This is a genomic window from Micromonospora sp. LOL_021 (assembly GCF_048060215.1).
GTDB lineage: Bacteria > Actinomycetota > Actinomycetes > Mycobacteriales > Micromonosporaceae > Micromonospora_E.
Genome location: NZ_JBHMIN010000033.1, coordinates 29,855 through 55,935 on the forward strand (window position 1 = coordinate 29,855; position 26,081 = coordinate 55,935).

The window sequence follows — 26,081 nt, forward strand, 5'->3', positions numbered from 1 at the left end:
ATGAACGTGAGCCTGGCCAGGATCACCGTCTGCGGACCGCGCCGTCGGCTGGATCTCGCCCTGCCCGGACACGTGCCGGTCGCTGAGCTGCTGCCGGAACTGCTGCGGCACAACGGGGACGGGCTGGCCGACGACGGCGAACGGCACGGGGGCTGGGTGCTGCGTCGGGCGGACGGGGTACCGGTGTCTACCGGGCAGGCGCTGCACCAGCAGGGGATCCGCGACGGCGACGTGCTGCATCTGGTGCCCGGGCGGACGTACTGGCCGGAGCCGGAGTACGACGACGTCGCCGAGGCGATCGCGGCCGCCGCCCGACAGCAGGGCCGGACCTGGTCGGCCGCGACGACCAGAGGGTACGCGCTCGGCGTGGCCGGACTGTGGCTCAGCGCGGGATGGCTGGTGCTGGTCGCGGCCGGCACCGCGACGGCCGAGCGGGCAAGGGCGGCGGCCCTCGTCGGGGCCGCGGTGCTGGTCGTCGGGGTACTGGCCGGGCGGGTCTGGCGGGACGCGCCGGCCGGCGTCGTGCTCGGGGCCGGCTCGTTGCCGTACGCGTTCGCCGCCGGTCTGCTCGCCGCCGGCGACGGTGGTCCGGTCGGGCTCCGTCCCGACGACTGGCCGTCCGCCGCGGCGATGGCGACCGGCTTGCTGGTGCTGCTGGGCGCGGCGGTGACCGCTGGGGCCGCGGTGGCCGCCGGCGGGCCGATCTTCGTCGCCGTGGCGACCGTGGCCGGGCTCGGCTCGATGGCGGCCGTTGCCGCGTCGACGGTTACCGGGGCGTCCGGCGCGGCGGCCGGACTGCTGGTGGTGGTCGGTTGCGGGGTCGGGTTGCTGCCCCGACTCGCCGTCCGGCTCGGCCAGGTGCCGACGGTCGTCGGGACGGGCGACCTGGTGCCGCGTGCCGTGGTCCGGGCCGAGCGGCTGCTCACCGGGATGCTGATCGGGTACGCCGCCGTCGGCGTCGCGGCCAGCGTGGTGCTGGCACAGGTCGGCGGGGTGGTCGGGGTGGTGCTGGTCGGCGTCGTCGGGCTGGCGATGTCGCTGCGCTCGCGGACGTTCGTCAGCACCCGGCAGCGGCTGCCACTGCTCGTCGCGGGGGCAGCGGCCACGACACTGTGCGTGTTCGGCGCGCTGCCCGCGTACCTACCGGTGTCGGCGCCGACGTTGGTGATGGCCGGAGGCGTGGTCGCGGTGTCGACCGCCGCGGCCGGTGCCCGGTACGTCGACCGGTCACCGTCGCCGTACCTGAGCCGGGCGGCCGACCTGCTGGAGATCACCGCGCTGATCTGCGTCGTTCCGCTGGCCGGTGCCGTCTTCGGGCTCTACCGGTGGGCCGTCGGGCTGCTCGGCTGAGCAGCCCGACGCCTGATCAGGTCAGTGGGCCGACTCGCCGCGCTCCAGGGCGGCCTCCCGGCGGCGGAACGACGCCTGGATCTCCGCCTCCGCCTCGACCCGGCCGACCCAGGTCGCGCCTTCGACCGACTTGCCCGGCTCCAGGTCCTTGTAGACGACGAAGAAGTGCTGGATCTCCAGCCGGTCGAACTCACCGAGGTGGTGGATGTCGCGCAGGTGTTCCTGGCGGGGGTCCTCGTACGGCACGCAGAGCACCTTGTCGTCGGCGCCCTTCTCGTCCTTCATCCGGAACATGCCGATCGCCCGGCACCGGATGAGGCATCCTGGGAAGGTAGGTTCCGGTACGAGCACCAGTGCGTCCAGCGGGTCGTCGTCCTGCCCGAGGGTGCCCTCGATGAAACCGTAGTCGGCTGGATACTGCGTCGAAGTGAACAGGGTGCGGTCCAGCCGGATCCGGCCGGTCGCATGATCGACCTCATACTTGTTCCGGTGACCCTTGGGGATCTCAACCGTAACGTCGAAATCCATACTCACGCTCCCTCGTCGCCCGCGCTGGCTACGGAAATAGAGCGGTACGCCGTCCGGGCGTTGCCCCGCCCGACCGTTTCGGCTCCCGCTCGCTTTGTGAACACAAGTAGTGTCGCCTAGTCCGTTCGTCAGTTGGGAGGTGGGGCCGGTGGGGAGGGAAGACTCACAGTCCGCTGGGGCCGTCGGTGAACCCGATCGGGCCGACGAAGCGCCCGACCCCGCGCCACAGAGTGGTGGATTGCCTGCGGAAAGTGGCCAGATGGCCCCGCCGGAGGACTCCGCCGCCGCCCCGGCCGGTGCCCGCAATCCGGATCCGACGGCCTCGGGTCGGGCCGACCCGTCGTCGGTCAACCCGCTGCCGCCCACCGGTACCGCATCTGTTACGGAGACCCAGCCGGCCACCGGGTCGGCGCCTGTGACCGGCCGAGCCACCGTGCCGTCCACGACCGGCGGCACCGACGCGGCTCCGGTCGACGTCTCGACGGGCGGCCACCGGGGGCGCGCGTCGGTGCCGGCTCGTGGCACCGCCAGGCCGGTACCACCGCCCGAGCCTGCGCCGGCCGAGCCCGCGCCGGCTCAGCCGGCGTCACCGGCCAGCCAGTCGTCACCGGACCGGCGTCGCCGGGCCCGGTTGCTGATCGCCGCCGCCGTCGTCGTCCTGCTGGCCGGTGGGACCTCGATCGCGGTACTCCGGCCGGGTCCGGTGGCCGGCTGGCTCGGTGCCGCCGAGGTGAGTCCGAGCCCGAGCATGTCCGCCGAGCCGACGCCCGGCCCGGTGCTGGCCGGGTTGACCACCGACGCCCCGATTCCCACCACGGCCGGGCTGACCGAGACGCTGGACAAGGCGATCAACCGATCCGGCCTCGGCGACCGGGTGCACGTCTCGGTCCGGGACATGACAACCGGAGCGGTCCTGTACGGTCGCGAGCCGGCGGTGCTGACCGTGCCCGCGTCGACCACCAAGCTGGTCACCGCGGCGACGGTGCTGGCCGCGGTCGGGCCGACACACCGGATCACCACCCGGGTGGTCGCCGGATCCGCGCCCGGCGAGGTGGTGCTGATCGGCGGCGGGGATCCGACCTTGTCGATCGATGATACCGGGTTCTATCCGGGGGCCGCCCGGCTCGATGTGCTGGCCGCCGCCACCCGTACCGCCCTCGGCGACACGGCACCGACCAAGGTGCTGATCGACAGTTCGCTCTTCTCCGGGCCGGCGTTCGGGCCCGGGTGGGACGACGACATCCCGACCGGCGGGTACGCGGCCGCGATCACCGCCCTGATGGTGGACGGTGCCCGGACCGATCCCGCCGCCGCCAAGGGCTGGGCCCCGCGCTCGGTGGCGCCGGACCTGGCTGCCGGCCGGGCCTTCGCCCGAGCTCTCGGGCTGCCGGCGGACGCGGTGGACACCACACCGGCCGGCTACACCGGCCAGCTCTCCGGCTCGGCGGCGCAGCCCGTCGGCGGCACCGACGCGGTCGCCGGCGCACCGACCTCGTCGGCGACCGGGCAGCCGGCGACCCCCGACCAGTCATCGGGAGCAAACCCCGACCAGCCGACGGAGGGCGGCCCCGGTGCCGAGCTGGCCCGGGTCGAATCGCCACCGATGGCCCGGCTGGTCGAGATGATGCTCTCCGACAGTGACAACGTCCTCGCCGAGGCGCTCGCCCGGCAGGTCGCCATTGCCCGGGGCGAACCCGCGTCGTTCGCCGGGGCGGCGGCCGCGATGGACGCCGTACTGGCTGAACTCGGGTTGCCGGCCGGACAGAGCGACCTGTACGACGGCAGCGGCCTGTCCCGTAGCAACCGGGTTACCCCGGGGCTGCTGACCGAGCTGACCGTGCTCGCCGGCAGCGGTGACCGCCCCGCGCTGACCGGGCTCTTCTCCGGTCTGCCGGTCGCCGCCTGGTCCGGCACTCTGCAGGGTCGGTACCAGACGGCGGACGCCCCGCAGCGGATCGGCGCTGGCGTCGTGCGGGCCAAGACCGGGTCGTTGTCCGGCATCAACGCGTTGGCTGGCACGGTGACCACCGCCGACGGCCGGCTGTTGGCGTTCGCGGTGCTGGCCGACGAAGTGCCGTTGCTCATCGACGAGGCCCAGGCCGGCTTGGACCGGATCGCCGCGACCCTGGCCGGGTGCGGCTGCCGTTGACCGGGGCACGATCACCGGGGTCGGCGGGCGTCACCCGGGTACGGTGGGTGCATGGCGCAGTTCGTGGACTGGGATCTGGCCGCCGCAACCGCCGGCGCGCTGAGCAAGTCGGGGCCGAAGGCTTCGCTCGACGAGGCGACCGAGGTGGTCAACGACCTCCGCCGGCTGACCGACGAAGCGGCCGGACACGTCGTGGCGTACACCGGTCTGCAGGCCCAGGTCGCACACCCACCGGTGCGGGTGGTCGACCGCCGGGACTGGGCCGTCGCCAACATCGCCGGGCTGCGTGACGTGATCACACCGCTGGTCTCCCGGGCGGCCGGGGACCGCCAGCCCGGTGCGCTCACCGACGCGATCGGTTCCCGCGTGACCGGGGTGCAGGCCGGCACGGTGCTCGGCTACCTCTCCGGTCGGGTGCTCGGCCAGTACGAGGTGTTCTCCGGCGATCCCGGTCAGTTGCTGTTGGTCGCCCCGAACATCGTCGAGGTCGAGCGGAAGCTGCACGCCGATCCGCGCGACTTCCGACTCTGGGTCTGCCTGCACGAGGTCACCCACCGCACCCAGTTCACCGCCGTGCCGTGGATGCGCGGCCACTTCCTCGGCCAGGTTCAGGCGTTCGTCGACGCCTCGCAGGCCGGGGGCGACAACTTCATCGACCGGGTTCGGCGTGGGGTCGGCACCCTCGCCGAGTCGATCCGCGACCCGCAGAGCCGGGCCAGCGTGCTGGACATCGTGCAGACCCCGGCGCAGCGCGCCGTACTCGACCGGCTGACCGCGCTGATGACCCTGCTGGAAGGGCACGCCGAGTTCGTCATGGACGGGGTCGGGCCGGAGGTCATCCCGACCGTGGAGCAGATCCGGGCCGGCTTCAACCGCCGCCGCGAGGCCGGCAACCCGCTGGAGAAGGCGATCCGCCGGCTGCTCGGCGTGGACGTCAAGATGCGCCAGTACGCCGAGGGCCGCAAGTTCGTGCACGGTGTGGTGGACCGGGTCGGCATGGCCGGCTTCAACAAGGTCTTCGACTCCCCGTTGACGCTTCCCCGGCTGGAGGAGCTGGGCGACCCGGACGCCTGGGTGGCCCGGGTGCACGGCCCGATCTCCGGTTCACCGCCGACCGTCGCCTGAGCCGCCGGTGCCCAGGCTCGCTCCAGCTGTCGCCGAGCTGCGTGTCGCGGTCCGGCGGATGCTGTGCGACCACGCCGGCCAGCTGGTGCTGGTGGCCTGCTCCGGCGGCCCGGACTCGTTGGCCCTGGCGGCCACGGTCGCGTTCGTCGCCCCCCGCTGCGGGGTCTCCGCCGGGCTGGTGACCGTCGACCACGGATTGCAGGCGGGGTCCGCCGAGCGTGCCCGGGACGTGGCCGGCTGGGCTGCCGGCGCCGGGTTCGACCCGGTCGAGACCGTCGCCGTCGAGGTCGGTGCCGAAGGTGGCCCGGAGGCGGCGGCGCGGACCGCCCGCTACGCCGCGCTGACCCAGGTGGCCCGCCGGCACCGGGCGGCCGCCGTGCTGCTCGGCCACACCCGCGACGATCAGGCCGAGACGGTGCTGTTGGCGCTGGCCCGGGGGGCCGGCCCGGCCGGCCTGTCCGGGATGCCGCCGGCCCGCCAGGTGGACGGCGTGTCGGTGCTGCGTCCGCTGCTGGACGTGGGGCGGGAGCAGACCCGGGCTGCCTGTGTGGCGCTCGGCCTCACCCCGTGGACCGACCCGCACAACACCGACCCGGCGTACGCCCGGGCGCGGGTCCGGGCCGACGCGCTGCCGGCCCTGGTCGACGCGCTCGGCGCCGGGGTGGTGGCGAACCTGGCGCGCACCGCCACGCTGGTCGCCGCCGACAACACGACGCTTGACGGGTTGGCCGACGCCGCGTCGGCCCAGGCCGCCACGCCCGGTGGTGGGCTGGCGGTCCCGGTCCTGGCCGAGCTGCCGGACGCGGTGCGGACCCGGGTACTGCACCGCTGGGCGCTGCGGCTCGGCGCGCCGGCCGGGGCCCTGGCGTACCGGCATGTCACCGCTCTCGACGCGCTGGTCATGCGGTGGCGTGGGCAGCGGGCGGTGCACCTGCCGGGCGGTATCGAGGTGCGCCGCGCCGGCGGTGAACTGTTCGCCGGCTCAGCTGACGGCGGTCCGGTCGCGGAACGTGCCGCGGTACGCCTGGGGTGTGGCACCGACCCGGCGGCCGAAGTGGTGCCGCAGGGTGGCGGCGTCACCGAAGCCGCACCGCCGGGCCACCGTCTCCACTCCCAGGCTGGTCTCCTCCAGTAGCTGGCGGGCGAGCAGCACCCGCTGGCCGGTCAGCCAGTCGTGCGGCGTGGTGCCGGTCTCGGCCCGGAACCGGCGGGCGAAGGTACGCGGTGCCATGTGTGCCCGGGCGGCCAGATCGTCGACGCTCATCGCGGCGTCCAGGTGCTGCTGCATCCAGACCAGTACCGGCTCCAGCGTGGCCGCTGTCGGGCTGTCCGCGATCGGTGTCTCGATGTACTGGGCCTGCCCGCCGTCGCGGTGCGGCGGCACCACCATCCGGCGGGCCAGCTTCGTCGCCAGCGCGGAGCCGTGCTCCTGGCGGACCAGATGCAGGCAAGCGTCGATCCCGGCGGCGGTGCCGGCGCTGGTCAGCACGTTGCCGTCGGCCACGTACAGCGAATTGCACCGGACCCGCGCGGTCGGGTGACGGCGGGCCAGCTCGTCGGCGTACCGCCAGTGGGTGGTGCATTCGCGGCCGTCGAGCAGGCCGGCGGCGCCGAGCACGAAGGCGCCGGAGCAGACGCTGAGCAGGGTGGCGCCCCGGCGGTCGGCGGCGCGCAACGCGTCGAGCACCGGTGGGGCGACGGCGTCGTGGAAGCTGGCGGCCGGCACCGCGACCAGGTCGGCGTCGGCGACCGGGCGCAGGTCGGCGGTGGGTAACACCGAGAAGCCGGAGCTGCTGCGGACCGGGCCGCCGTCGGCGGTGCAGACGTCGAAGCGGTAGCCGGGGAAGCCGTCCGCGGTGCGGTCCAGGCCGAAGACCTCGCAGACCACCCCGAGCTCGAACGAGGCGACGCCGTCGAGCGCGATCACCGCGACGGTACGGAGCATGGCACCAGTCTAGCCCTTGGTGGCAGGATTTCGATGAACAGCGGCATATCTGCCACTGTCCGCCCGCTGGTCGGGCCAGCAGACTGGAGTCGACGTCCGGTGCGCACCGGCGGCACACCCATCAGGACCAGGGTGAACACTCCCGTCAGGACCAGTGTGAAGGTGGCTGCCGCCATGGAACTTCTCATCGTCGTATCGATCATCCTGCTGCTCGCCGCCGCCTCGGCGGCCGGCCTCACCCGGGACAGCCGTGACTCGGCCGACTGGCGGCCGAGCCACGACGGCGACCGCCGGCTCCGGTGACCGTCGGGTGGCCCCGTCGTCACCCACCGGCTGCGCGTGGTCATCCGTCGGCCCCCGTGTCGGCCGGCCGGCCCGATGCGGCAGGCTTAGCCCATGGCTGACGGCTCCTGGTACGACGCCGACATCGACCACGTGATCATCTCCGAGGAACAGATCCGCGACAAGACCGCGGAACTGGCCAAGCAGGTCGCCACCGACTACGCCGACGTGACGGGTGGGCTGCTGCTGGTCTGCGTGCTCAAGGGCGCGGTCATGTTCATGGCCGACTTCGCCCGGGAACTCGGTCGGCAGGGCCCTCCCGTCGAGTTGGAGTTCATGGCCGTCTCGTCCTACGGGCAGGGCACCACCTCCTCCGGCGTGGTCCGCATCCTCAAGGACCTCGAGCGGGACATCGCCGGTCGGCACGTGGTCGTGGTCGAGGACATCATCGACTCCGGCCTGACCCTGTCCTGGCTGCTGAAGTACCTGGCGTCCAGGTCGGCGGCGAGCGTGGAGGTGGTCGCGCTGTTCCGCAAGCCCGAGGCGGTCAAGGTGCCGGTCCCGGTGCGGTACGTCGGCTTCGACATCCCCACCGAGTTCGTGGTCGGCTACGGTCTGGACTTCGCCGAGCGGTACCGCGAGCTGCCCTACGTCGGGGTGCTCAAGCCCGAGGTGTACGGCCGCGGCTGACCGCCGCTGGTGTGTCAGCCGTCGGGAAACTCCCCGGGACGTCCAGGCCACTCCCAGGAAACAGCGCTACGGTATGCGGTGGCGCGGGTCAACTGCACGCGCCAACGTGGGACCAGCGGACGGAGCGCGGGTCGACCGGGCTCGCGGACGCGCACCTCGTCACCACGGTGTACCTTCGAATGACCGTGGCGCTCGGTTGGCGCCCCGGAGTGGCTAGAACCAGACGGTCAGAACGTCGATCAGGAGGGTCCGGGCGCTGCGGCGCTCGACATACGTATGGAACGTACGCGTTTCTTCCGCCGGCCGGTGGTCTGGATCATCCTGGTGATCATCGGTGCGATAGCGCTCAGCTCGTTCTTCACCAACGGCCCCAGCTACCACAAGGTGGACACCTCGGTAGCGCTGGAGCGGCTGGAGCAGGGCGGCATCGACAAGGCGATCTTCCAGGACCGGGAGCAGACGCTCCGGCTCGACCTCGCCGAGCCGGAGGAGTTCGGCGACACCGAGACCGACCGGATCGAGGCCCAGTTCCCGTACGAGGTCGGCGACCAAATCTGGACCGACGTGCTGGCGGCCAAGGAGGCCGGCCGGGTCACCGGCCCGGCCGAGGCCGAGGTCTCGTCGGACAGCATCTTCATCACCCTGCTGGTCAACCTGCTGCCGATCGCCATCCTGGTGATCCTGCTGCTGCTGTTCATGTCGCAGATGCAGGGTGGCGGGTCCCGGGTGCTCAACTTCGGCAAGTCCAAGGCGAAGGTGATCACCAAGGACACCCCGAAGACGACCTTCGCCGACGTCGCCGGCTCCGAGGAGGCCGTCGAGGAACTGCACGAAATCAAGGATTTCCTGCAGAACCCGGCGAAGTACCAGGCCCTCGGTGCCAAGATCCCCAAGGGCGTCCTGCTGTTCGGCCCGCCCGGCACCGGCAAGACCCTGCTCGCCCGTGCGGTGGCCGGTGAGGCCGGTGTCCCGTTCTACTCGATCTCCGGGTCCGACTTCGTCGAGATGTTCGTCGGTGTCGGCGCCAGCCGGGTCCGTGACCTGTTCGAGCAGGCCAAGGCGAACGCACCGGCGATCGTCTTTGTCGACGAGATCGACGCGGTCGGCCGGCACCGCGGTGCCGGCATGGGCGGCGGCCACGACGAGCGGGAGCAGACCCTCAACCAGCTGCTGGTCGAGATGGACGGCTTCGACACCAAGGGCGGCGTGATCCTGATCGCCGCCACCAACCGACCCGACATCCTCGACCCGGCGCTGCTGCGCCCCGGCCGGTTCGACCGGCAGATTCCGGTCGACGCCCCGGACATGGAGGGCCGCAAGGCGATCCTGCGGGTGCACGCCCGGGGCAAGCCGTTCGCCCCGGACGTCGATCTGGACGCGGTGGCCCGGCGTACCCCCGGATTCAGCGGTGCCGACCTGGCCAACGTGATCAACGAGGCGGCGCTGCTCACCGCCCGGCAGGACGCCCGGGCGATCACCAACGAAGCCCTGGAAGAGTCGATCGACCGGGTGGTCGCCGGCCCACAGCGGCGGACCCGGGTGATGGGCGACAAGGAAAAGAAGATCACCGCCTACCACGAGGGCGGTCACGCCCTGGTGGCCTGGGCGCTGCCGCACGCCGCCCCGGTGCACAAGGTGACCATCCTGTCCCGGGGTCGGTCGCTGGGCCACACCCTGGTACTGCCGACCGAGGACAAGTACACCCAGACCCGTGCCGAGATGATCGACACCCTGGCGTACGCCCTCGGCGGCCGGGCCGCCGAGGAACTGGTCTTCCACGAGCCCACCACCGGTGCCGGCAACGACATCGAGAAGGCCAGCGCGTTGGCCCGGGCCATGGTCACCCAGTACGGCATGAGCGCCAAACTCGGCGCCGTCAAGTACGGCACCAACGGCGACGAGCCGTTCCTCGGCCGGACCATGGGCCACGAGCGGGACTACTCGGACTCGATCGCCGCCGAGATCGACAGCGAGGTCCGCGCCCTCATCGAGCTGGCCCACGACGAGGCCTGGGAGATCCTGGTCGAGTACCGCGACGTGCTCGACACCATGGTGCTGGAGCTGATGGAGAAAGAGACCATTTCCCAGTCCGACATGGCCCGGATCTGCGAGCGGGTGGTCAAGCGGCCACCGATGGCACCGTTCAACGGCTTTGGCAAGCGGCAGCCGTCAACCGAGCCGCCGGTGCTGACCCCGGCCGAGAAGGAGAACCTCGGCCGGCAGGCGGTCGCCGACGGGGCACAGGCCGTCTTCGGCGGCGGCATGTCCGCGAACTCGGACGGCACCTCCTGAGCAGCCCGAACCTACCGTCCAGTGCGTCGTCGACCGAACCGGACGACGACGCACTGGACTATCTTGCCGCCCGGCTGATCAACGGCAAGCTCAACGGCACGCCGGTCGAACGCTCCGTCGACCTGACTCGGATCGAGCAGGCCGTACGGGAGATCCTCATCGCCGTCGGCGAGGACCCGGACCGTGACGGGCTGCGCCAGACCCCGGCCCGGGTCGCCCGGGCGTACGCCGAGCTGCTCGCGGGTCTGCGGGCCGACGCGGCCCAGGTGCTCACCACCACCTTCGAGGCTGACCACGACGAGCTGGTGCTGGTCCGCGACATCGAGGTGATGTCGCTATGCGAACACCACATGCTGCCGTTCCGGGGCGTGGCGCACATCGGGTACATCCCCGGCGCGACCGGCCGGATAACCGGCCTGTCGAAGCTGGCCCGCCTGGTGGAGGTCTACGCCCGGCGGCTGCAGGTCCAGGAGCGGCTCACCACGCAGATCGCCGACATGCTGATGAGCCGGCTGGAGCCGCGCGGTGTGGTGACCGTGCTGGAGTGCGAACACATGTGCATGGCGATGCGCGGCATCCAGAAGGCCGGTGCCCGCACCATAACCTCGGCCGTCCGGGGCGTGTTCCAGCGCGACGCCAAGTCCCGCGCCGAAGCGATGAGCCTGATCATCCACAGCTGACGCCAGCTGCCCGGTTCAGGCGAACAGCGAGATCAGCGCCGCGAGCAAAAACGCCAGCATCAGCGGGACCGCGCAGACCAGCGCCCCCACCAACGGTGTGCGGTCCGGCCGTTGGCCCGGCCCGGCGAACACGAAGCCAACCGCCAGCCAACCAAGGCCGAACGCGACCAGCGGCAGGACCAGTCCGCAGCCGAGCGCGTAGCCTAGCGGTGCCCGGTCTCCGGCGGCCACGAACATGGCCAACTGGATCATCAGTACGATCACCGCGAACGGCCCGTACACCAGCAGGTTGCGTAGCCACGGCGGGGGACCGCCGGACGGACCCGCAGCGACGGCCAGGTCGCCGTTGGCGGCGTCGATCTGCGCGTGCGCTCGCGCGATCGCCGCCTGCCGGGCCGGCGACCCGCCGGCCAGGGAGGCGGGCATTCCCACTGCGGCACCGTCCGAGGCACTGACTGTGCCGTGCACTGCGACTACCTCCGGCGGCATCGGATCGAGCACGTTAGCCGGTACGCCGAGCGCGACCAGCTGACGCCGCTGGACAGCGAGCCGGTCGCGTAGCACAGTCAGGTCCACCGAGCGCCGGTCGCCAGCTGGATCGTCCGTCGGCCTGCCCTGGCCGTGGCGTAGCCGGGCCAGCCGCCGGGCGGCCGCCACGTACTCCGCCCACTCGCCTGCGGCACCGTTCCCGGTCACGCCGCGCCCTCCCCGATGTCGGCCACGACGCGTCCTTCCCCGGTGCCGGTCCCGGACCTGGTCGGTTGGAACGGTACGAAGATGGTGCGCCGGTCGGTCTGCGCGTCGTACAACAGACCGCGCTGCGGGCGGGGACGCCAGGCCGGCAGCCGGCCGGCGAGCCCGGCCGACCCAGCTGGCCTGGCCGGACCCGATCCAACCTGCTCAATCTGGTCGGTCACCGGCCGGTCGAGCAGGACGATCCCGGCGATCAGGTCCGGACTGGGACCGAGGAATGCCAGGAACGGCTCCGGCTTGTCCCAGCCGGAGAGCAGATGGATGCCGCGGGCCGGCCCGGAATCCAACAGATTGCGCAGGCGGGCGGCGGCGGGTCCGCCGAGTTCGAGAACGTCGGCCGTGGCGATGACCAGGTACGCGGGGCCAGCCGCGTCACCCAGCGTCCGAAGCACCTCCAGATCCACGACCTCGGTCGGCTGACAGCCGTCAACCGCTCGGGCGAGCCCGGCCAACTGCTGGCGGTCGTGCTCGCCCATCGACAGCAACAGGATGCGGGCGGTGCCTGGCCGGTGGTGCGCCGCGACGCTACGTACCGCCGTGGTCAGCAGATCCGCGGTGCTGTCCCGGGAGCCGAAGATGGCGAGGTGGCGACCGGGGGCGCGTTCGAACCGAAACTCCGCCGTCCGCCCCGGCAGCTCGACGGCCCGGCCGAAGAGCCCGGCCGGGGTGTCCGGCGGGTCGGCCAGCACCCGCTGGTATACCTCGTCCGATTCGAGTTCCGGCTGGCGGTAGCCGGCGAAGACCTGCGGCGGCCGGGCGTCAGCCGGGCGGCGGGACCACAGTTGGCGGCGGAGGCCGGCCAACCCCGGCCGGTCGGTGTACGGGTCCGGGAAGTCGACGGTCCGTTCATGGCCACGGGTCGCCCCACGCGGGCCGCCCAGCCCGCCTGCGGTGTTCACCACCGCCCGACCCGCCGGCAGCCCGACTGCGGCGTCGTTGTTCGGCTCCAGGAGCCAGTCACCGCCGGCCAGCACCACCCGGACCGGGAACTGACTCAGCAGCGACTCCCGCCGCCACCAGCCACCGCCGGTTGACCCGTCGGCCGGATCGGGGCCGGCCCAGCCGCCCGAGCCCACCCAGCCGCCCGACCCGTCAGACTCGTCGGGTCCGATGCTCTGCTCCGACCCGGGAGATGGACCGGTCCCGGAATCGGCGATCAGCAGGTGAACTCCGCTGCCGCGCCCGCCCCTGGCGATCCGTTCGAGCAGGTCGAGCGACTCATCGGCGACCGGTCCGGTCAGGTCCAGCATCGGGGCCGGATCCTTGAGCACGCAGAGAACGCGGGTCGTGCCCGTGGCGGCGGCGAGCTCGGCGAACCGGGTCGTCCCACTGCGGGTGGCCAGGAAGGAGCGCCGGTCGACCTCCGCCGCCAACTGACGCAGCACCGACAGCCCGTACTCCGGGTCGGCGTCCACCCCGGCCGACGCGATGTGCGGCAGCCCGGACGGGTCGGTGACGCCGGGCAGCACGCTGGCGAACGACTCGCCGGGCGACAGATCCACCAGATGTACGGTCACCTCGGCGGGATCGTGCCGAACCGCCAGCCCGTACAGGATTGTGGTGAGGAACTGGTCCACCTCGGCACCGGCCTGTCCGGCCACCAACCAGTGCGGGGTGATGTCGTTGAACCGGAGCAGGACTGGGCGGTGCCCGTCGAATCCTGCGGCGGCCACCAGCCCGTCGGCGGCGGGTTCGGTGACCGTACCGTCCGCTGGATCGGGCAGCAGGTCGGTCAGCGGTGGACGGGAACCAGCCTCGGCCCGGGTGACGAGTTCCGCGCACACCTGGTCGATCAGCTGCTGGGGCGGTTGCCGGTCCAGATACACCGGCGCGTCGAGACCGCCGAAGTGGTCACCAGCCGATCCGGCCGGCAGGTCGCGGAAGGTGTCTCCGGGCGGGTCACCGACCAGGACGTACGGATTCCGTAGCCGCACCATGGTGCTACGCGGCAGATCGGCCCGGGCCTGTTCGGTGTCCAGCGGAGGTGGCGGCCAGCCGGCGACGACCAGATGCAGGCCATGCTCGGGGCCCACCTGGGCAAGCCGGGCGATCCTGCCGAGCACGGCACCGTCGGTGAGTTCGGGCAGCGAGGCGATCATCAGCAGCATGAACCGCCCCTGCCGGTGGTGTCGGGTGACCGCCGGTCGGGCCGGCCGGATCCACTGCTCCGCTTCGGCCAGGGCGGCCCGCAACCCGGTGACGTCGGTGGCGGCCGGCCGCAGTACGCCGGCTGCGATCAACGGTCGGAAGGGGCCGAGCACGTCCTCGCCTGCGGTACCGACACCGTCCACCGTACGCACCGACAGCCGTTGCGGCGGTACGGCGGCCAGCAGGCGGAGCAGCACCGCACGCAGCAGCCCAGCGACCCGCCGGTCGCGGATGTCGCCGTCGAGCGTCAGATGCCCGCTGCCGAGGAACGGGACGATCACCGGGAACCGGGCGTCGTCCAGTGGCTGGGCGATGCCGATCCGCAGGTGGCCGACGTGGTCGAGACCGCCCATCGGCATCGCCGGGGTCTGGGCGTCGAGCGGGGCGCCCCACCAGCCGGGGGCCAGCCGCGCCGCGAGGCTGCGGAGCTGCTCGGCGACCTCATGCTGATCGGAGCCGCTGGTACGGCCGCCGCTGGCCGCGTCAACCTGGTCCAACGCGGCGGCGACGGCTGCCGCCGAGCGGTGCAACGCGGCGGCGCGGCCCAGGTCCCTGCCCATGTCGACCACCTGCCTACCGCTGTTCGGCAGCCCGTCCGCGGGCGCCGGTTGAGTTCAGACCTGAGACGGTATCCCAGCCGGTCCGCAACCGGATGCGGGGTGACCGACGTTTCTCGCCTGATCGGTACTCGTCAGGGTGCTTCGCCGGATATGCGACCAATGAGGACTCGAACCGGCTATTCAGTCTCACGTTCGCGACGGATACTGTCGAAGGGTGGAGCAGACCCGGCCGGCGGCCCCCGTACGCCGCGGACGGGTGCCCCGGCAGCGGACCGCTCCCGGCGTCGGAGCACCGCCCGTGGTGCCACCCGGCCGCCGGCTACGGCTGGCGCTGGTGCTGGCCGCCGGGATCACCGCGCTGCTCTGCCTCGGTGGCGTCAGCGTCGCCTTCGTCCTCTACACGAGCGTCACCACCCCCGACCGGGGCACCCCCGAATCGGCGACGCTGGGCTTCCTCGAGTCCTACCTGGTAGCGCGCGACGACACCGTCGCCGCACTTCACCTCTGCGAGGATCCGTCGATCGCACCTCTTGCCACCTACCGCGACAGCATCGTCGAGTGGGAGCAGCGCCAGGGGACGCTGTCCGCGATGACCATCGGGCAGCTCACGACCGAGAATGCCACGGAAAGCGATGTGGTCCTGACGGTGATGATCGAGCGTCGGATGGCCTCCGATGGCTTGATCAACCGGCTGACGGACCGCTGGCGGATCACTGCCGTCGACGAGGGCGGCTGGCGGGTCTGCCAGGTGGATCGGCTGGACTGACCGGCCGACGTCACTCGACCCAGACCAGATGGACCGGCAGTTCGATCGTCCCCGGCGGCTGGCCCGTCCACACCCACCGGTACCAGGCCAACTCGGTGGCTGCCCGAACACAGATGTCCCCGTCGGCACCGGAGTGCAACTCGGTCACCGCGCGCAGGTCACGGCGTTCCTGACCGTCGTCCATGTGCACTAGCCGTCGGCCGACCAGCGGCCCCGCGTCGACCACCGGCACCGGAAAACGGGGTGCCGGGGCGTCCAGCGACACGAGCCGGGACAGCACGTCGCCCCGCTCCGGGCCGGTCAGGGTGTCGTCCGGCTGCTCGACCCAGACCCGGTCTGCCGGCACCAGGGGGGCGAACACCTCCACCCCCTCCGATTCGGCCCGGTACCACTCCTGTTCCGGCAGCACCGGCACGTAGGTGCGGCTGCGCTGGACGACCTTTTCGTCACCGCGCAGGTCGCCGCGCCATCCGGTGCCCGGCAGGCCGACCCAGACCCGCCGACCGCGTAACGTGGCTGCGACGGCGGCCGGCACGAGCGCCGTCGGTCGCGGCGGTCGAGGCGCCCAGTCCGGCTGGTCCGCGAACGGGTCCGGCATCGGGTCCCGGGTCAAACGCAGCTCCTCCGGTCGGTCAGCCGCTCTCGCCGAGCGGCGCGCCCCGCTCCCGCATGAACGGCACCGGGTCGACGGCTCCGCGGCTGCTGCGGTCTCCGTTGAGGTGGATCTCGTAGTGCAGGTGCGGGCCGGACGAGTTGCCACTGGAGCCGACCTCGCCGATCACCTGTCCGGCGTCGACCAGGTCGCCTTCGCCGACTTCCGGCCGCTTCACCATGTGACAGTATCTCGTGATCACTTGGTCGGCGTGCAGGATGTCGACGAACCAGCCGCAGCCACCTTTGCTGGGGGAGCCGTCTACATCGCAGTCGAGGCGGCCGTACTGGTCCGGGTCGCACCGGGAGACGATGACGCGGCCGGCCGAGGCGGCCCGGATCAGTGTGCCCTTCGGCTGGGCGATGTCCACGCCGTTGTGCCCCGGCCGTGAGCTGGTCCGGAAGCCGGACCCGACGTTGCCCGGAACCGGCCGGGTCCACCCCGAGGCGGCGACCTCGCCGTCGGCGGCACAGCGCAGCAGCCCGTCCGGGCCGGCGACCGCGCGGGCCGCGCCGCCGGTGAGGATGTTGACGATCCGGGTCGCCAGCGGCTCGTGCTTGGCGTACGCGTCCGGGAAGGCGCTGACCTGCACCCGCTGGGCGGCGTCGGTCAGCGCCATCGTCTCCCAGCCGTCGATGGTGAGCAGCTTCTGGTAGAACTTCTGTGAGGAGTACGCCGGATCCTGCAGTTGTTCCGGGGTGCCCCAGCCCTGGCTGGGACGCTGCTGGAACAGTCCGACCGAGTCGTGGTCGTTGCGGTCGCCGAGATGTCCCAGGTTCCGCAGTGCCGACTCCTGCATGGCGGTGGCCACCGCGATCACCCAGCCGCGCGGTGACACCGACAACTCCGCACCGACGTTGATGATCACCGCCGCGTTGGCGACCTGGTCCGGCCCGTACGGCCCGACCCGTGGCGCCTGGTCGGGGTCGACTGGGCCGTCCCGTCCGCAGCCAAAGGTGGCGAACAGCGCCGAGTCCGGCTCGTCGTCGCTGAACAGCACCGCACCGATCCCGCCGGTGCAGCAGAGCAGCACCAGCGTCGCGGTCAGCGCCACGGTCAGGGCGACGTGTCGGGCGGCGCGGGTCCGCATGCCAGGGCTGTCGCTCATGCCCGCACCCAGTCGACGCCATCGACCAGCCACTGTCCGTCGGGGCCGGTCAACCGTAGCCGCAACGTGCCGGAGTCCACCTCGATCACCACCTCGACCAGATTCGTCGCGTACGGGATGACCGCAGGTTCACCGGTCAGCCGCTCGGCCGGCACCGTCACCGGATCGACGCCGACCAGCTTCTCGGCCAGTTCCTCGGTCGCGTACGGACGCAGCCCGGCGTGCCACTGCTCGGCGTCGAGGCTGCGGTCGAGCCACGCGGTCGCGAACGCGACGGCGACGGTCGGCGGATCTGCGGCACCGGGACTGGTCACCGGGTCAGGGGCGGGCGCCACCGACCGGATTCCGTCGTCACCGGCGGTAGGGTCGATGGTCAACGCGGGTTGTGGCCCTGGTGCACCCAGCAGTGGTCCACTGGTCCCGTCATCGCGGCCAACGACCTGACCGACGCCCACCACGCTGACCACGACGACGAGCAGCACGAGCGCCAGCCCGACCCGGGACCGGAAGAGGAACCGGGTCAGGAAGGCGATGACGGTACGCATTCCGGGTCACCGGGCTTCGGTACGGATGCGCGGCTTCGGCGCCTCGTCGGGTTTGCGGCTGCTGTCGGGCCGGTAGACGGCGTACTGGTGCTCCTCGGCCGGGACATCGGGCGCGGTCCACGTCGACGCGCGACGGGGACGACTCGATGGCCGGGCCGACCCGGGCTGGGCGGTGGGTTCGGAGCCGTCCTCCCGGCCGTCCGGCCGATCCCTGGCCGGTCCGGTGCCGCCGGCACCACCGGCGGGTTTGTCGCTGCTCGGATCCTCCAACCGGGCCTCCGGCCGTACCACGGTCTGCTTGACGACCGTCCGGTCCCGTCTGTCCTTGGACTTGACCACGACCTGTTCGGGCTCGCGGGTCTCCCGGGTTTCCCGGAAGTACCGCAGGTGCCACGAACTGCCGCCGCCGTCCCGGCCGCCCAGATCGGTGATCCGCCGGTACGGACGCAGCAGTAGCCAGCCAACCATGCCGCAGAGCCAGATCAGTACCACCTGCAGCCAGCCCGGCAGGGTGGGTGTGCTCATGATCAAATCGACGGCGAACAGGTAGACGGCCGCCCCGGTGCCGAAGATCGCGATGTTGAAGACTGCGGCGACGACCGCGTTGCCGAGTCGACGCATCCCCGCGCCGGCCGGCCGGAGCAAACCGATGGTCCCGAGGATCGGCGCGGCGACGACCGCCCAGCGGAACAGCAGGAATCCGAGCAGGACCAGCAGCGACGCGGCGAGGTCGAACATGGCGAACATGGCCGCCGCGAAGATGGCGATCAGGCCGGTGCCGACCCGGTCCATTTCCCGGATGCCCTGCAGATGCTCGTATGCCTCCGGGTCCTCGGTCCGGATCTGCTCGGCAATTGTCATCCACTGCTGGTTCTTCTGCGAGATGATGGCGTCCCGGCGCTGCGGGTCGGCCCGCATCAATTCGATCTCCGACCAGGTGAACGCCTGAGCGTCGTAGAGCGCAAAGCCGTACTTTTCCGCTGTCGGGCTGTCCGCCGAGCCAAGTACTCCGCGCAACCAGTTGCGGTACAACATGGCCGAGGTGATGGTGTCGCTGGCCCGGACCGCTGGTGGACGCTGGTCGGCGCACCGGTCGGCGTCAGCTTCCGGACACTCCTCGGCGGGGATTTCGACGGCCCGTGGCCCGACAGCCTCGTGGACCACGCCCAGCGTGCCGGTAAGCGCCTCGTCCGCCAGGTTCGCCGAGCGGACCGGCCAGGCGGCGATCGCGGTCACCACGACCATGATCAGGACCGCCCAGCCGGCTGTCGTGATCATGTTGCTCATGTCCGACTGACGTGACCGCCAGATCAGGTAGAGGCCGACCACACAGAGGGTGATCAGCCCGAAGACCGTGAAAACCTCTTCGTAGATCGCCGTGGTCGCCTGCGCCACCAGTGGGTCGGCCCAGGCGTACATCGTCCCCGGATCCCAGGCCCGCTCCCGGATCGCGTTGGAAGCGCCGATGATCGCGGTGGCGACCATCATCTCCAGGTTGGCGACCCCGTTGAACACGCCGACGTCGGCGTTCACCACCGAGGAGGCACATCCGCCGTTGAGGTCGTACGTCGGGAACCGGTAGCCAGCGTACCCGTAGTTCATGTACAGCCCGCTGGCACCTTCGGTCTGTTCCGGCTGGGTGGCGAACCAACCGCCGAAGCCGGAGTCGGGGGCGCTCGGTGCCGGCGGGTCGAGGCACTGCGCGCGGGCCGAGCTGACGTCCTGCAACCGGTCCAGGCAGGCCCGGAAGTCGGCCTGCCAGGCCTCGACCGGACAAAGGTCGGCCGGTGCCTGGGCGGGCAGTTGGGCGACCGGTGCGACCGGGGCGGCCTGGGCCGGCGCGGCCGCACCGAATACCGGCCAGGAGATGCTCGCCACGGCGGCTGTCAGGACGGCGAGCAGGAGCGCGGTGCACCGGTTCGCGGTCCTCGCCACGTCACACCTCCAGGTCACTGAGCGCGGTCGGCAGACCGGCGGGTGCCGCCTGCGGCGTACCGGGTGTGGTGTCCAGATGGTCGAGCAACCCGTCCACGTACGAGACGTCCACCCGGACCTTCTGCACCCGACCGTCCACGTCGCGCATGATGAACTCCCGGAAGCCCAGCCGGCTCGCGGAAGAGCTGTCTACGCTGGACAACGAAGCGAGGGTCGCCTCGTAACCGTCGTCGACCGGAACGCGCAGCAGGCGCAGCGCCTCGGCGGCGATCTCCTCGTCCTCGGCGATCCGGCCGACGAAGACGGTGGAGACCAGGTTCTGCACGTCCAGCCCGAGGATGTCCCGTGGATTCTGCGACGAGACCAGTGCGGCCAGGTTCCACTTGCGGGAGTCACGGGCCAGCCGGACCAGGAAGGACCGGCCGGACCGCCAGCCCTCCATGAAGTGCGCCTCGTCGAGGCCGACGAGTTTGCGCGACCCCATCGAACCGCCGTAGCAGCGGCGTACCGCCAGCCGGTGGGCGGTGTGCAGCATCGGCAGCGCCAACGCCTCCTCGGCCGACCAGTACTCGCGTTCGATCTTCAGGTCGGGCAGCCGCAGCCCGGCCATGGTGATCACGGTCAGCGCGGCGTCGGCACCGAGCAGGCCCGGCTCCGGCGAGCCGAAGAAGAGCAGGGCCAGCGGCATCTCGGCGGTGTCCAGCAGCAGGTTGGCCAGCTCACGGCCGTCGTCGTCGAGCCCGCTGAGGCAGGCGACCACGTCGTCCAGGGTGGAGGTTTCTTCGGCGGGCACCTGGCGGACCGCGTGCCGCAGCAGGGTGGCCGTCGACGACTCCCGGGCCACCTGCGGCGGCACCAGCATCATGCAGATGTCCTGGACCAGCATCCGGCGTTCGGCCCGCGCGTTCGACACGGAGATCTCGTACTCGCGGTCCCCGCCTGCCCCGGCGGCGAACTCGCCGCGGACCGGCGTCGGGATGAGCGAGTACGGCGCCAGTGTGCCCTGCTCGGAACCGGTCAGGTTGAGCACCCGCGAGTACGGCCGTAGCTCCGGCATGGCACAGAGCCGGGCCAGCGGCCCGGACGGGTCGAGCAGGGTGACCTGCACGCCGCGTCGGGCGGCCAGGTAGCCGAGGGCGCCGAGCAGGGTCGACTTGCCGCCGCCCGGCTCGGCGACGAAGACGGCGAGCCCGGAGCGTTCCCGGACCTCCATCGGGAAGTGCAGGTCCAGGAAGACCGGACGGCGGCAAGTGCCGGCGGTCCGCCCGATCAGGTCGCCGCGCCGGTCGCCGACCGTCGACGCGGCCTGCGGCAGCGCGGCGGCCAGCAAGTTGACCGGCATCCGCCGGATGTATCCGGTGTTCGCCACCGGCTCACCGGGGATGAACTCCCGGGCCAGCCAGTCCTGGTTCTTCGGATGTTGCAGCGAGATCCGCATTTCCCGGGAGTACAGCTGGATCAGCCGACGGGCCCGTTCCAGACACTCTTCGCGGGTCCGGCCGCCGACGGCGATCCGGTGCCAGCCGTGCGCGCGGGCGGACTCGACCGGCAGGCCGGTGGTCATCTCGTCACCGATGTGCAGGGCCCGCTTGGCGAGTCGTTCCAGCTCCGGCGGCGCGTCGATGCCGTGCTCGGCGTAGTCCAGTTGCTGGGAGCGGATCATCCGGAGCCGGTGTTCCAGGTTGCGGAACGAGTCGGCCGGCCCGAGCAGGTCGATCCGGGAGGAGAGCTCCATCGGCCACGGCAGCCGTTCGTGGAAGTGCATCCACGGCTCGTGCCGCTCCGGGATCTCCAGTGGCTCCATCCGGCCGACCGCCAGCACCGCGACGTGCCGTTCCTCGCCGGTCATCCGGTTGACCAGCTTGAGCGTCGAGCCGTACGGGGTCCGGTAGCGCTCGACCTGCTCGGTGAGGGCGAGCAGGTCGCCGCGGTCCCAGTTGCCGTCCCGGACCGGCGAGAGCATGGTCGGCGGGTTCATGCAGAGCGCGACCGACCGGTAGAGCAGCCATTCGAGTTCGCCGGCGGTGACGCGTCGACCCCGCATGCCGAAGGCACCCAGCACCTCGTCGAACTGCTCGACCATCCGGCCGAGCCGGCGGCGTTCGCTCTCGGCCACCCCGCGGCCGAACAGCCGTAGCACCCGCTCGGACAGTGAGTCGCCGAGCGACCGGCGGGCGAAGGTGATGCCCAGGTAGGTCTGCCCTTCGGCGTGGTTGACCGCCATCAGGTGCCGTTGGGCGGCGACCAGGTGGTCGGACCAGGAGACCGCGTCGGAGACGTTGGGCAGGGGGTTGCTGGTCAGCGAGTCGATGGTGCGGGCCCACTCGTCGGCCGGGAACGGCCGGGTGGTGCGGCGCAGGTGCAGCCGGAATCCGGCCAGGCCGGCGTACTGCTCGGAGATGGCCGACAGCAGCACCTCCCGCTCGGCGTCGGGCCGGAACGCCCAGCGGACCTCGGGCAGCCAGTACCAGGCGGTGACGGTGTTCGGGGTGAAGGTGAGATGGCCGGCGATCTCGGTGATGGCAAGTTCGGCGGCCGGGTCCCGGTCGGTGAACTTGACCTTCGGGGGGCGGATCGGCACCGGCTTGATCAGCTTGTCCGGCCGGTCGGCCTCGGCGGCCCGCCGACGGGCACGCTTGCCCTTGCCGCTGACCGGTGCTTCGGCCGGCGGCGGCCGGTGCACCGGTGCGGGTGCGGCGCGCTGCTGGGGTGCGGTGTGGTGCGGCGTCGCCGATGGCCGGCGTTGCGCTGGTGCCCCATCTTGCAGCGCTGTCTCGGCCGGGTGTGCCGGGTCGGGCCGTCCCCGAGCGTGTTGCGTGGTCGGACCGGGGCGGCGGGTGGCGGCGGGCGGTGGCACCAGGACCGGCGCCGGCGTTGCCGGCGGCGGTGGCACTGTGGACGCCGAGGTGACGGCCTGACCGTCGCGCGGTGGGGCGGGTTCGGCCGCCGGGTTCGGGTCGGCGGCGGTACGCGGGGTGGGCGCGGCAGCCCGGCGCTGGACTGGCGGGTCGGGCGGCGGGGCAGGAGGACCGGACAGCGCCGAGCCGATCGGCTCGGCGGGCGGGGTGTCCCCGGCTGAGGCGTCACCGGGAGTCCCCGGCGGATCGTGGCGGGTTGGCGGTCCGATGGCGGTCTGCTGGGCCGGCGGCGCGATCGCGTCGTGCCGGATGGGCGGTTCGATGGCATCGTGCCGCGTCGGTGGTGCGATCGCGTCGTGTTGAGCCGAGCGCCGGATCGCCGTGCGTGGCGTGCGGCCCGGCTGGTGGCCGCTGGCCGGGCCGGCACCCGGGAACAGGTCCAGGAAGGGCGAGTCAATGTCGGTGTTGTCGCTCATGCCGGCTCTGGGGGTGGGCACTGGTGGTGCCGGCGGCGGGGTTCGCGTCGGCCGGCTGCCGCGGGACGCCGCAGGTGCCTGGAAGTAGGCGACCGCGCCGTGGCTGGGACTGGTGACCAGTTCGGTGTCGGTCGACTCGTCCAGCGCGGCGTCGTAGTCGGCCGATCGCTTACCGTTACTGTCGGTGTCGGACGGCTGACCGGCCGGGCGGGAGGAGCCCGGCGGAAACGATCGACTCATGCCATCGCCTCGCGCCGCCGGCCGGCCGGGTGGACAGCGGCTGCGGTTCGGTGGTCGGTGCGGGTCATGCCAACTCCTCCCGAATCCGGATGTGGCTGGCGATCAGTCGCGGGTCTCGCTGTTCGGTGGCGGGTTCCCTGGTTCGGCGCCAGTCGGTGAGGGCGGTCCGGACCACCATCCGGGCGGGCCGATCCGGGTCGACGTACCGGAATATGAAGGAGGTGGTGACGATCGCCAGCGCGATCTCCCAGGCGGGGAAGAGCTCCACGGTGAAGGTGAACGCCCAGTGGATGAACATGTAGAGCGGTACGAGGAGGATGAAAACCCCGTACTGGGCGTACGGCAGGTGGATCGGCAACGTGTAGCCGGGCGGGCCGAGGTAGACCAGCCGGGCGCGGTAGATGTCGTCGTCGGTACGCAGCCGCATCCTGTGCCCCGCGCTCTATTCGAACATCAGGTTGATGAGGTAGTCGCCGACGAAGAAGAGCGTCGCCGCTCCGGCGATGAACGCCAGACCCACGATCGCGATCGCGGAGCTGGTCAGGACCTTGGAGATCTCGCCCTTGCTGGCCCGGCCGATGAAGATCACGCCCAGCACGGCCAGCAGGATCGGCGCGACCTTGCTGGCGAGGAAGGAGACAACGCCCTCGGTGTTGAAGCCGGTCGGCGCCGGGTCCGGCTCGCCGGCCGGCGCGGCCAGCAACGGAAGCGTGTCGACCACGGACGCCATGGCGGCGCTGACCGTGTCGACGAGCGTTGTTTCGATCATGGGAACCTCCCCGGTGTGCGGCCGGCGAAGCCGGGGCACTGCAGTTGTCCAGCCTCACGGACGTGTCGGGTCGTGCCGCGAGTTTCGACCCTGCGTCCGGCGATCACCGCGTACGGTGATGAATTGTGGGCTTTTTGTCCAACTTCAGCCCTTCTCCTCGGCGTTGCCCTCGCTGACCACCAGCAACTGCAAAGCGTACGGGCCACCCCTGTCTGGTACAAGCTGCGTGCAACTCGACCGACAGCGCCGCCGTGCCGCCGTTGTCTGGTTCGAGAGTACCCAGCATGCCCTCTGCCGGCCGACACCGAGCCGCGCCGGTACCGTCCTATCCGTGACCGATCTGCTGCGGCCGGCCCGGCCGGTCGTGATGGGCGTTCTCAACGTCACGCCTGACTCCTTCTCCGACGGCGGGCGGTACGCCGACCTCGACGCCGCCGTCGCCCACGGCGTCCGGCTGCACCGCGACGGCGCCGACCTGATCGACGTCGGCGGTGAGTCGACCCGGCCGGGCGCGGTGCGGATCGACGCCGCGACCGAGGCGGCCCGGGTGCTTCCGGTCGTCCGGGCGCTCGCCGCCGCCGGCGTACCGATGAGCATCGACACCACCCGGGCGACGGTCGCCGCCGCCGCGTTGGCCGCCGGGGCGGCGGTGGTGAACGACGTCTCCGGCGGTCTGGCGGATCCGCAGATGGCCGAGGTGGTCGCCGAGGCCGGCTGCCCGTGGATTCTGATGCACTGGCGCGGGCACTCCGACCGGATGCAGGACCTGGCGCACTACTGCGACGTGGTCGGCGAGGTCCGCGCCGAGCTCGCCGCCCGGATCGACGCCGCGCTGACCGCCGGAGTGGCCGCCGACCGGCTCGTCGTCGACCCCGGTCTCGGCTTCGCCAAGCGGGCGGAGCACAACTGGCAGCTCACCATCCGCCTGCCCGAACTGCTCGACCTCGGTTGCCCGTTGCTCTTCGCGGCCAGCCGCAAGTCCTACCTGGGCCAACTGCTCGCCGACCCGGCAGGCCAGCCACGGCCGGTCGGCCAACGGGCAGCGGCGACCACCGCCACCAGTCTGCTGGCGGTCGCCGCCGGTGCCTGGGGAGTCCGGGTACACGACGTCCGGGACACCGTCGACGCGCTGGCGGTGTGGCAGGCCAGCGGACGCCCCCGGATCGTCCCGGACACCGACGACCCGCCGGGGAGCCGTCGATGACCGACCACCAGCCCGCCGCAGGGCCGTCGCCCGACCCGGGGACCGCGCGGCCGTCGACGACCGACCGGATCGTGCTGACCGGGCTGCGTGCCCACGGCCGGCACGGCGTCTACCCGCAGGAACGGGCCGCCGGGCAGGACTTCGTCGTCGACGTCGAGCTCACCGTCGACCTTGCGCCGGCGGCCGCCTCGGACGACGTCACCGACACCGTGCACTACGGCGAGCTGGCCGACCGGCTGGTCGCGATCGTCAGCGGCGAGCCGGTGAATCTGATCGAGACGCTGGCCGACCGGCTGGCCGCCCAGTGCCTGGCCGACCACCGGGTCCGCTCGGTCACGGTGACCGTGCACAAGCCGCAGGCGCCGATTCCGCACCGGTTCGCCGACGTCGCGGTCGTGCTGACCCGGAGCCGACCATGACCCGGGCGGTGCTGGCGCTGGGCAGCAATCTCGGCGACCGGTACGGGCGGTTGCGCGCGGCGGTACGGTCGCTGGACGACGTACTGCTGGTCGTCTCCGGGGTCTACGAGACCCCGCCGTGGGGCGACCCGGCGCAGCCCGACTACCTCAACGCGGTCGCGCTGGTGGCCGACCCGGGCGCCGCGCCGGCCGACTGGCTCGACCGGTGCCGCAGCCTTGAGCGGGCCGCCGGGCGGGTGCGTGACCCGGACCGGCCGTACGGGCCCCGTAGCCTGGACGTGGACGTCGTCGCGGTGTGGACCGACGACGACGCCCCGGTGTTCAGCGACGACCCTGAGCTGGTGCTGCCCCATCCCCGGGCGCGGCTGCGGGCGTTCGTGCTGCGGCCGTGGATCGACATCCAGCCGTACGGCCAACTGCCCGGCCACGGCTGGCTGACCGACCTGCTCAACCACGATCCGGTCGCCGGGGACCTGCTCGAACTGCGCCCGCGACCGGATCTGCCGCTAGAGTCGACCCAGTGAACGTGCGTCTGTCGATCACCTTGCCGGGGCTGATGCTGCCGTGACCGGACCGGGAGTCAGCCCGCGTGGACGGGAGCCTGACG

Annotated in this window: 22 protein-coding genes and 1 pseudogene; 12 read left to right on the plus strand and 11 right to left on the minus strand. The window is 72.0% G+C overall.

All coding sequences use genetic code 11. The annotated features are described in order from the left end of the window. Positions 1–1,350, plus strand: coding sequence for a type VII secretion integral membrane protein EccD (gene eccD / locus ACFHWT_RS20680; protein ID WP_416596319.1), 1,350 nt, complete (start codon positions 1–3; stop codon positions 1,348–1,350). Positions 1,351–1,371: 21 nt separating this feature from the next. Here the strand turns inward: eccD and ACFHWT_RS20685 are convergent, their stop codons facing one another. Then, positions 1,372–1,878 (minus strand): inorganic diphosphatase, encoded by a 507-nt coding sequence (locus ACFHWT_RS20685; RefSeq protein ID WP_123603846.1) that lies wholly within the window; start codon positions 1,876–1,878, stop codon positions 1,372–1,374. Between the two features lie 259 nt (positions 1,879–2,137). Here ACFHWT_RS20685 and dacB point away from each other — a divergent pair, with 259 nt between their 5' ends. From dacB to tilS, 3 genes and pseudogenes are all read left to right on the plus strand, one after another. Next, complete coding sequence (gene dacB / locus ACFHWT_RS20690; RefSeq protein WP_416596320.1) at positions 2,138–4,027, plus strand: D-alanyl-D-alanine carboxypeptidase/D-alanyl-D-alanine-endopeptidase; 1,890 nt, start codon at positions 2,138–2,140, stop codon at positions 4,025–4,027. A 51-nt stretch (positions 4,028–4,078) separates the two neighbouring features. Then, on the plus strand, positions 4,079–5,152 hold the full coding sequence (locus ACFHWT_RS20695; RefSeq protein ID WP_416596321.1) for a zinc-dependent metalloprotease: 1,074 nt from the start codon (positions 4,079–4,081) through the stop codon (positions 5,150–5,152). A 7-nt stretch (positions 5,153–5,159) separates the two neighbouring features. Further along, positions 5,160–6,125, plus strand: a pseudogene (gene tilS / locus ACFHWT_RS20700) (tRNA lysidine(34) synthetase TilS); the annotation flags it as partial. A 9-nt stretch (positions 6,126–6,134) separates the two neighbouring features. On the opposite strand, the gene ACFHWT_RS20705 reads toward tilS, so the two are convergent. Beyond that, positions 6,135–7,097: a GlxA family transcriptional regulator gene (locus ACFHWT_RS20705; RefSeq protein ID WP_416596322.1), complete on the minus strand. Its 963-nt coding sequence runs from the start codon at positions 7,095–7,097 to the stop codon at positions 6,135–6,137. 174 nt (positions 7,098–7,271) lie between these two features. On the opposite strand from ACFHWT_RS20705, the gene ACFHWT_RS20710 reads away from it, so the two are divergent. The 4 genes from ACFHWT_RS20710 (at position 7,272) to folE (ending at position 11,041) form a co-directional block, all read left to right on the plus strand. Beyond that, entirely contained in the window at positions 7,272–7,400 is a 129-nt protein-coding gene (locus ACFHWT_RS20710; RefSeq protein WP_416596323.1) for a hypothetical protein, read from the plus strand. A 93-nt stretch (positions 7,401–7,493) separates the two neighbouring features. Beyond that, positions 7,494–8,069, plus strand: a complete 576-nt coding sequence (gene hpt / locus ACFHWT_RS20715) for a hypoxanthine phosphoribosyltransferase (RefSeq protein WP_416596324.1) — start codon at positions 7,494–7,496, stop codon at positions 8,067–8,069. A 276-nt stretch (positions 8,070–8,345) separates the two neighbouring features. Continuing rightward, positions 8,346–10,361: an ATP-dependent zinc metalloprotease FtsH gene (gene ftsH, locus ACFHWT_RS20720; protein WP_416596325.1), complete on the plus strand. Its 2,016-nt coding sequence runs from the start codon at positions 8,346–8,348 to the stop codon at positions 10,359–10,361. A 53-nt stretch (positions 10,362–10,414) separates the two neighbouring features. Next, positions 10,415–11,041, plus strand: a complete 627-nt coding sequence (gene folE, locus ACFHWT_RS20725; protein WP_370461557.1) for a GTP cyclohydrolase I FolE — start codon at positions 10,415–10,417, stop codon at positions 11,039–11,041. A gap of 15 nt (positions 11,042–11,056) precedes the next feature. On the opposite strand, the gene ACFHWT_RS20730 is transcribed toward folE, so the two are convergent. Both ACFHWT_RS20730 and ACFHWT_RS20735 read right to left on the minus strand, forming a co-directional pair. Next, a complete protein-coding gene (locus tag ACFHWT_RS20730) occupies positions 11,057–11,737 on the minus strand; it encodes a hypothetical protein (RefSeq protein WP_416596326.1) in 681 nt (226 codons plus the stop codon). Then, complete coding sequence (locus tag ACFHWT_RS20735) at positions 11,734–14,502, minus strand: FtsK/SpoIIIE domain-containing protein (protein WP_416596327.1); 2,769 nt, start codon at positions 14,500–14,502, stop codon at positions 11,734–11,736. The genes ACFHWT_RS20730 and ACFHWT_RS20735 overlap by 4 nt, the downstream gene beginning before the upstream one ends. Before the next feature lie 214 nt (positions 14,503–14,716). On the opposite strand from ACFHWT_RS20735, the gene ACFHWT_RS20740 reads away from it, so the two are divergent. After that, positions 14,717–15,268: a hypothetical protein gene (locus ACFHWT_RS20740; RefSeq protein ID WP_416596328.1), complete on the plus strand. Its 552-nt coding sequence runs from the start codon at positions 14,717–14,719 to the stop codon at positions 15,266–15,268. 10 nt (positions 15,269–15,278) lie between these two features. Here ACFHWT_RS20740 and ACFHWT_RS20745 read toward each other — a convergent pair whose 3' ends face one another. The 7 genes from ACFHWT_RS20745 to ACFHWT_RS20775 all read right to left on the minus strand — a co-directional run bounded on the left by ACFHWT_RS20745 (position 15,279) and on the right by ACFHWT_RS20775 (position 23,812). Next, positions 15,279–15,866 carry a hypothetical protein gene (locus ACFHWT_RS20745; RefSeq protein ID WP_416596355.1) on the minus strand — a complete coding sequence of 196 codons (588 nt, stop codon included), beginning with the start codon at positions 15,864–15,866 and terminating at the stop codon, positions 15,279–15,281. A gap of 34 nt (positions 15,867–15,900) precedes the next feature. Next, positions 15,901–17,028 (minus strand): M23 family metallopeptidase, encoded by a 1,128-nt coding sequence (locus ACFHWT_RS20750; RefSeq protein ID WP_416596329.1) that lies wholly within the window; start codon positions 17,026–17,028, stop codon positions 15,901–15,903. Beyond that, a complete protein-coding gene (locus tag ACFHWT_RS20755; protein WP_416596330.1) occupies positions 17,025–17,573 on the minus strand; it encodes a hypothetical protein in 549 nt (182 codons plus the stop codon). The genes ACFHWT_RS20750 and ACFHWT_RS20755 overlap by 4 nt, the downstream gene beginning before the upstream one ends. A 6-nt stretch (positions 17,574–17,579) precedes the next feature. After that, positions 17,580–19,508, minus strand: a complete 1,929-nt coding sequence (locus ACFHWT_RS20760) for an MFS transporter (protein ID WP_416596331.1) — start codon at positions 19,506–19,508, stop codon at positions 17,580–17,582. Position 19,509: 1 nt separating this feature from the next. Then, positions 19,510–23,082, minus strand: a complete 3,573-nt coding sequence (locus ACFHWT_RS20765) for an ATP-binding protein (protein WP_416596332.1) — start codon at positions 23,080–23,082, stop codon at positions 19,510–19,512. Between the two features lie 64 nt (positions 23,083–23,146). Next, on the minus strand, positions 23,147–23,509 hold the full coding sequence (locus ACFHWT_RS20770) for a hypothetical protein (protein ID WP_123603834.1): 363 nt from the start codon (positions 23,507–23,509) through the stop codon (positions 23,147–23,149). Positions 23,510–23,524: 15 nt separating this feature from the next. Beyond that, positions 23,525–23,812, minus strand: a complete 288-nt coding sequence (locus ACFHWT_RS20775) for a hypothetical protein (RefSeq protein WP_233606437.1) — start codon at positions 23,810–23,812, stop codon at positions 23,525–23,527. 370 nt (positions 23,813–24,182) lie between these two features. Between ACFHWT_RS20775 and folP the strand changes: the two genes are divergently transcribed. Genes folP through folK form a run of 3 tightly spaced genes read left to right on the plus strand, consistent with a single transcriptional unit; the run spans position 24,183 to position 25,998 of the window. After that, positions 24,183–25,055 (plus strand): dihydropteroate synthase, encoded by an 873-nt coding sequence (gene folP, locus ACFHWT_RS20780; RefSeq protein ID WP_416596333.1) that lies wholly within the window; start codon positions 24,183–24,185, stop codon positions 25,053–25,055. Beyond that, entirely contained in the window at positions 25,052–25,474 is a 423-nt protein-coding gene (gene folB, locus ACFHWT_RS20785) for a dihydroneopterin aldolase (RefSeq protein WP_416596334.1), read from the plus strand. The genes folP and folB overlap by 4 nt, the downstream gene beginning before the upstream one ends. Then, positions 25,471–25,998, plus strand: coding sequence for a 2-amino-4-hydroxy-6-hydroxymethyldihydropteridine diphosphokinase (gene folK / locus ACFHWT_RS20790; RefSeq protein ID WP_416596335.1), 528 nt, complete (start codon positions 25,471–25,473; stop codon positions 25,996–25,998). The genes folB and folK overlap by 4 nt, the downstream gene beginning before the upstream one ends. Positions 25,999–26,081: the final 83 nt, after the last annotated feature.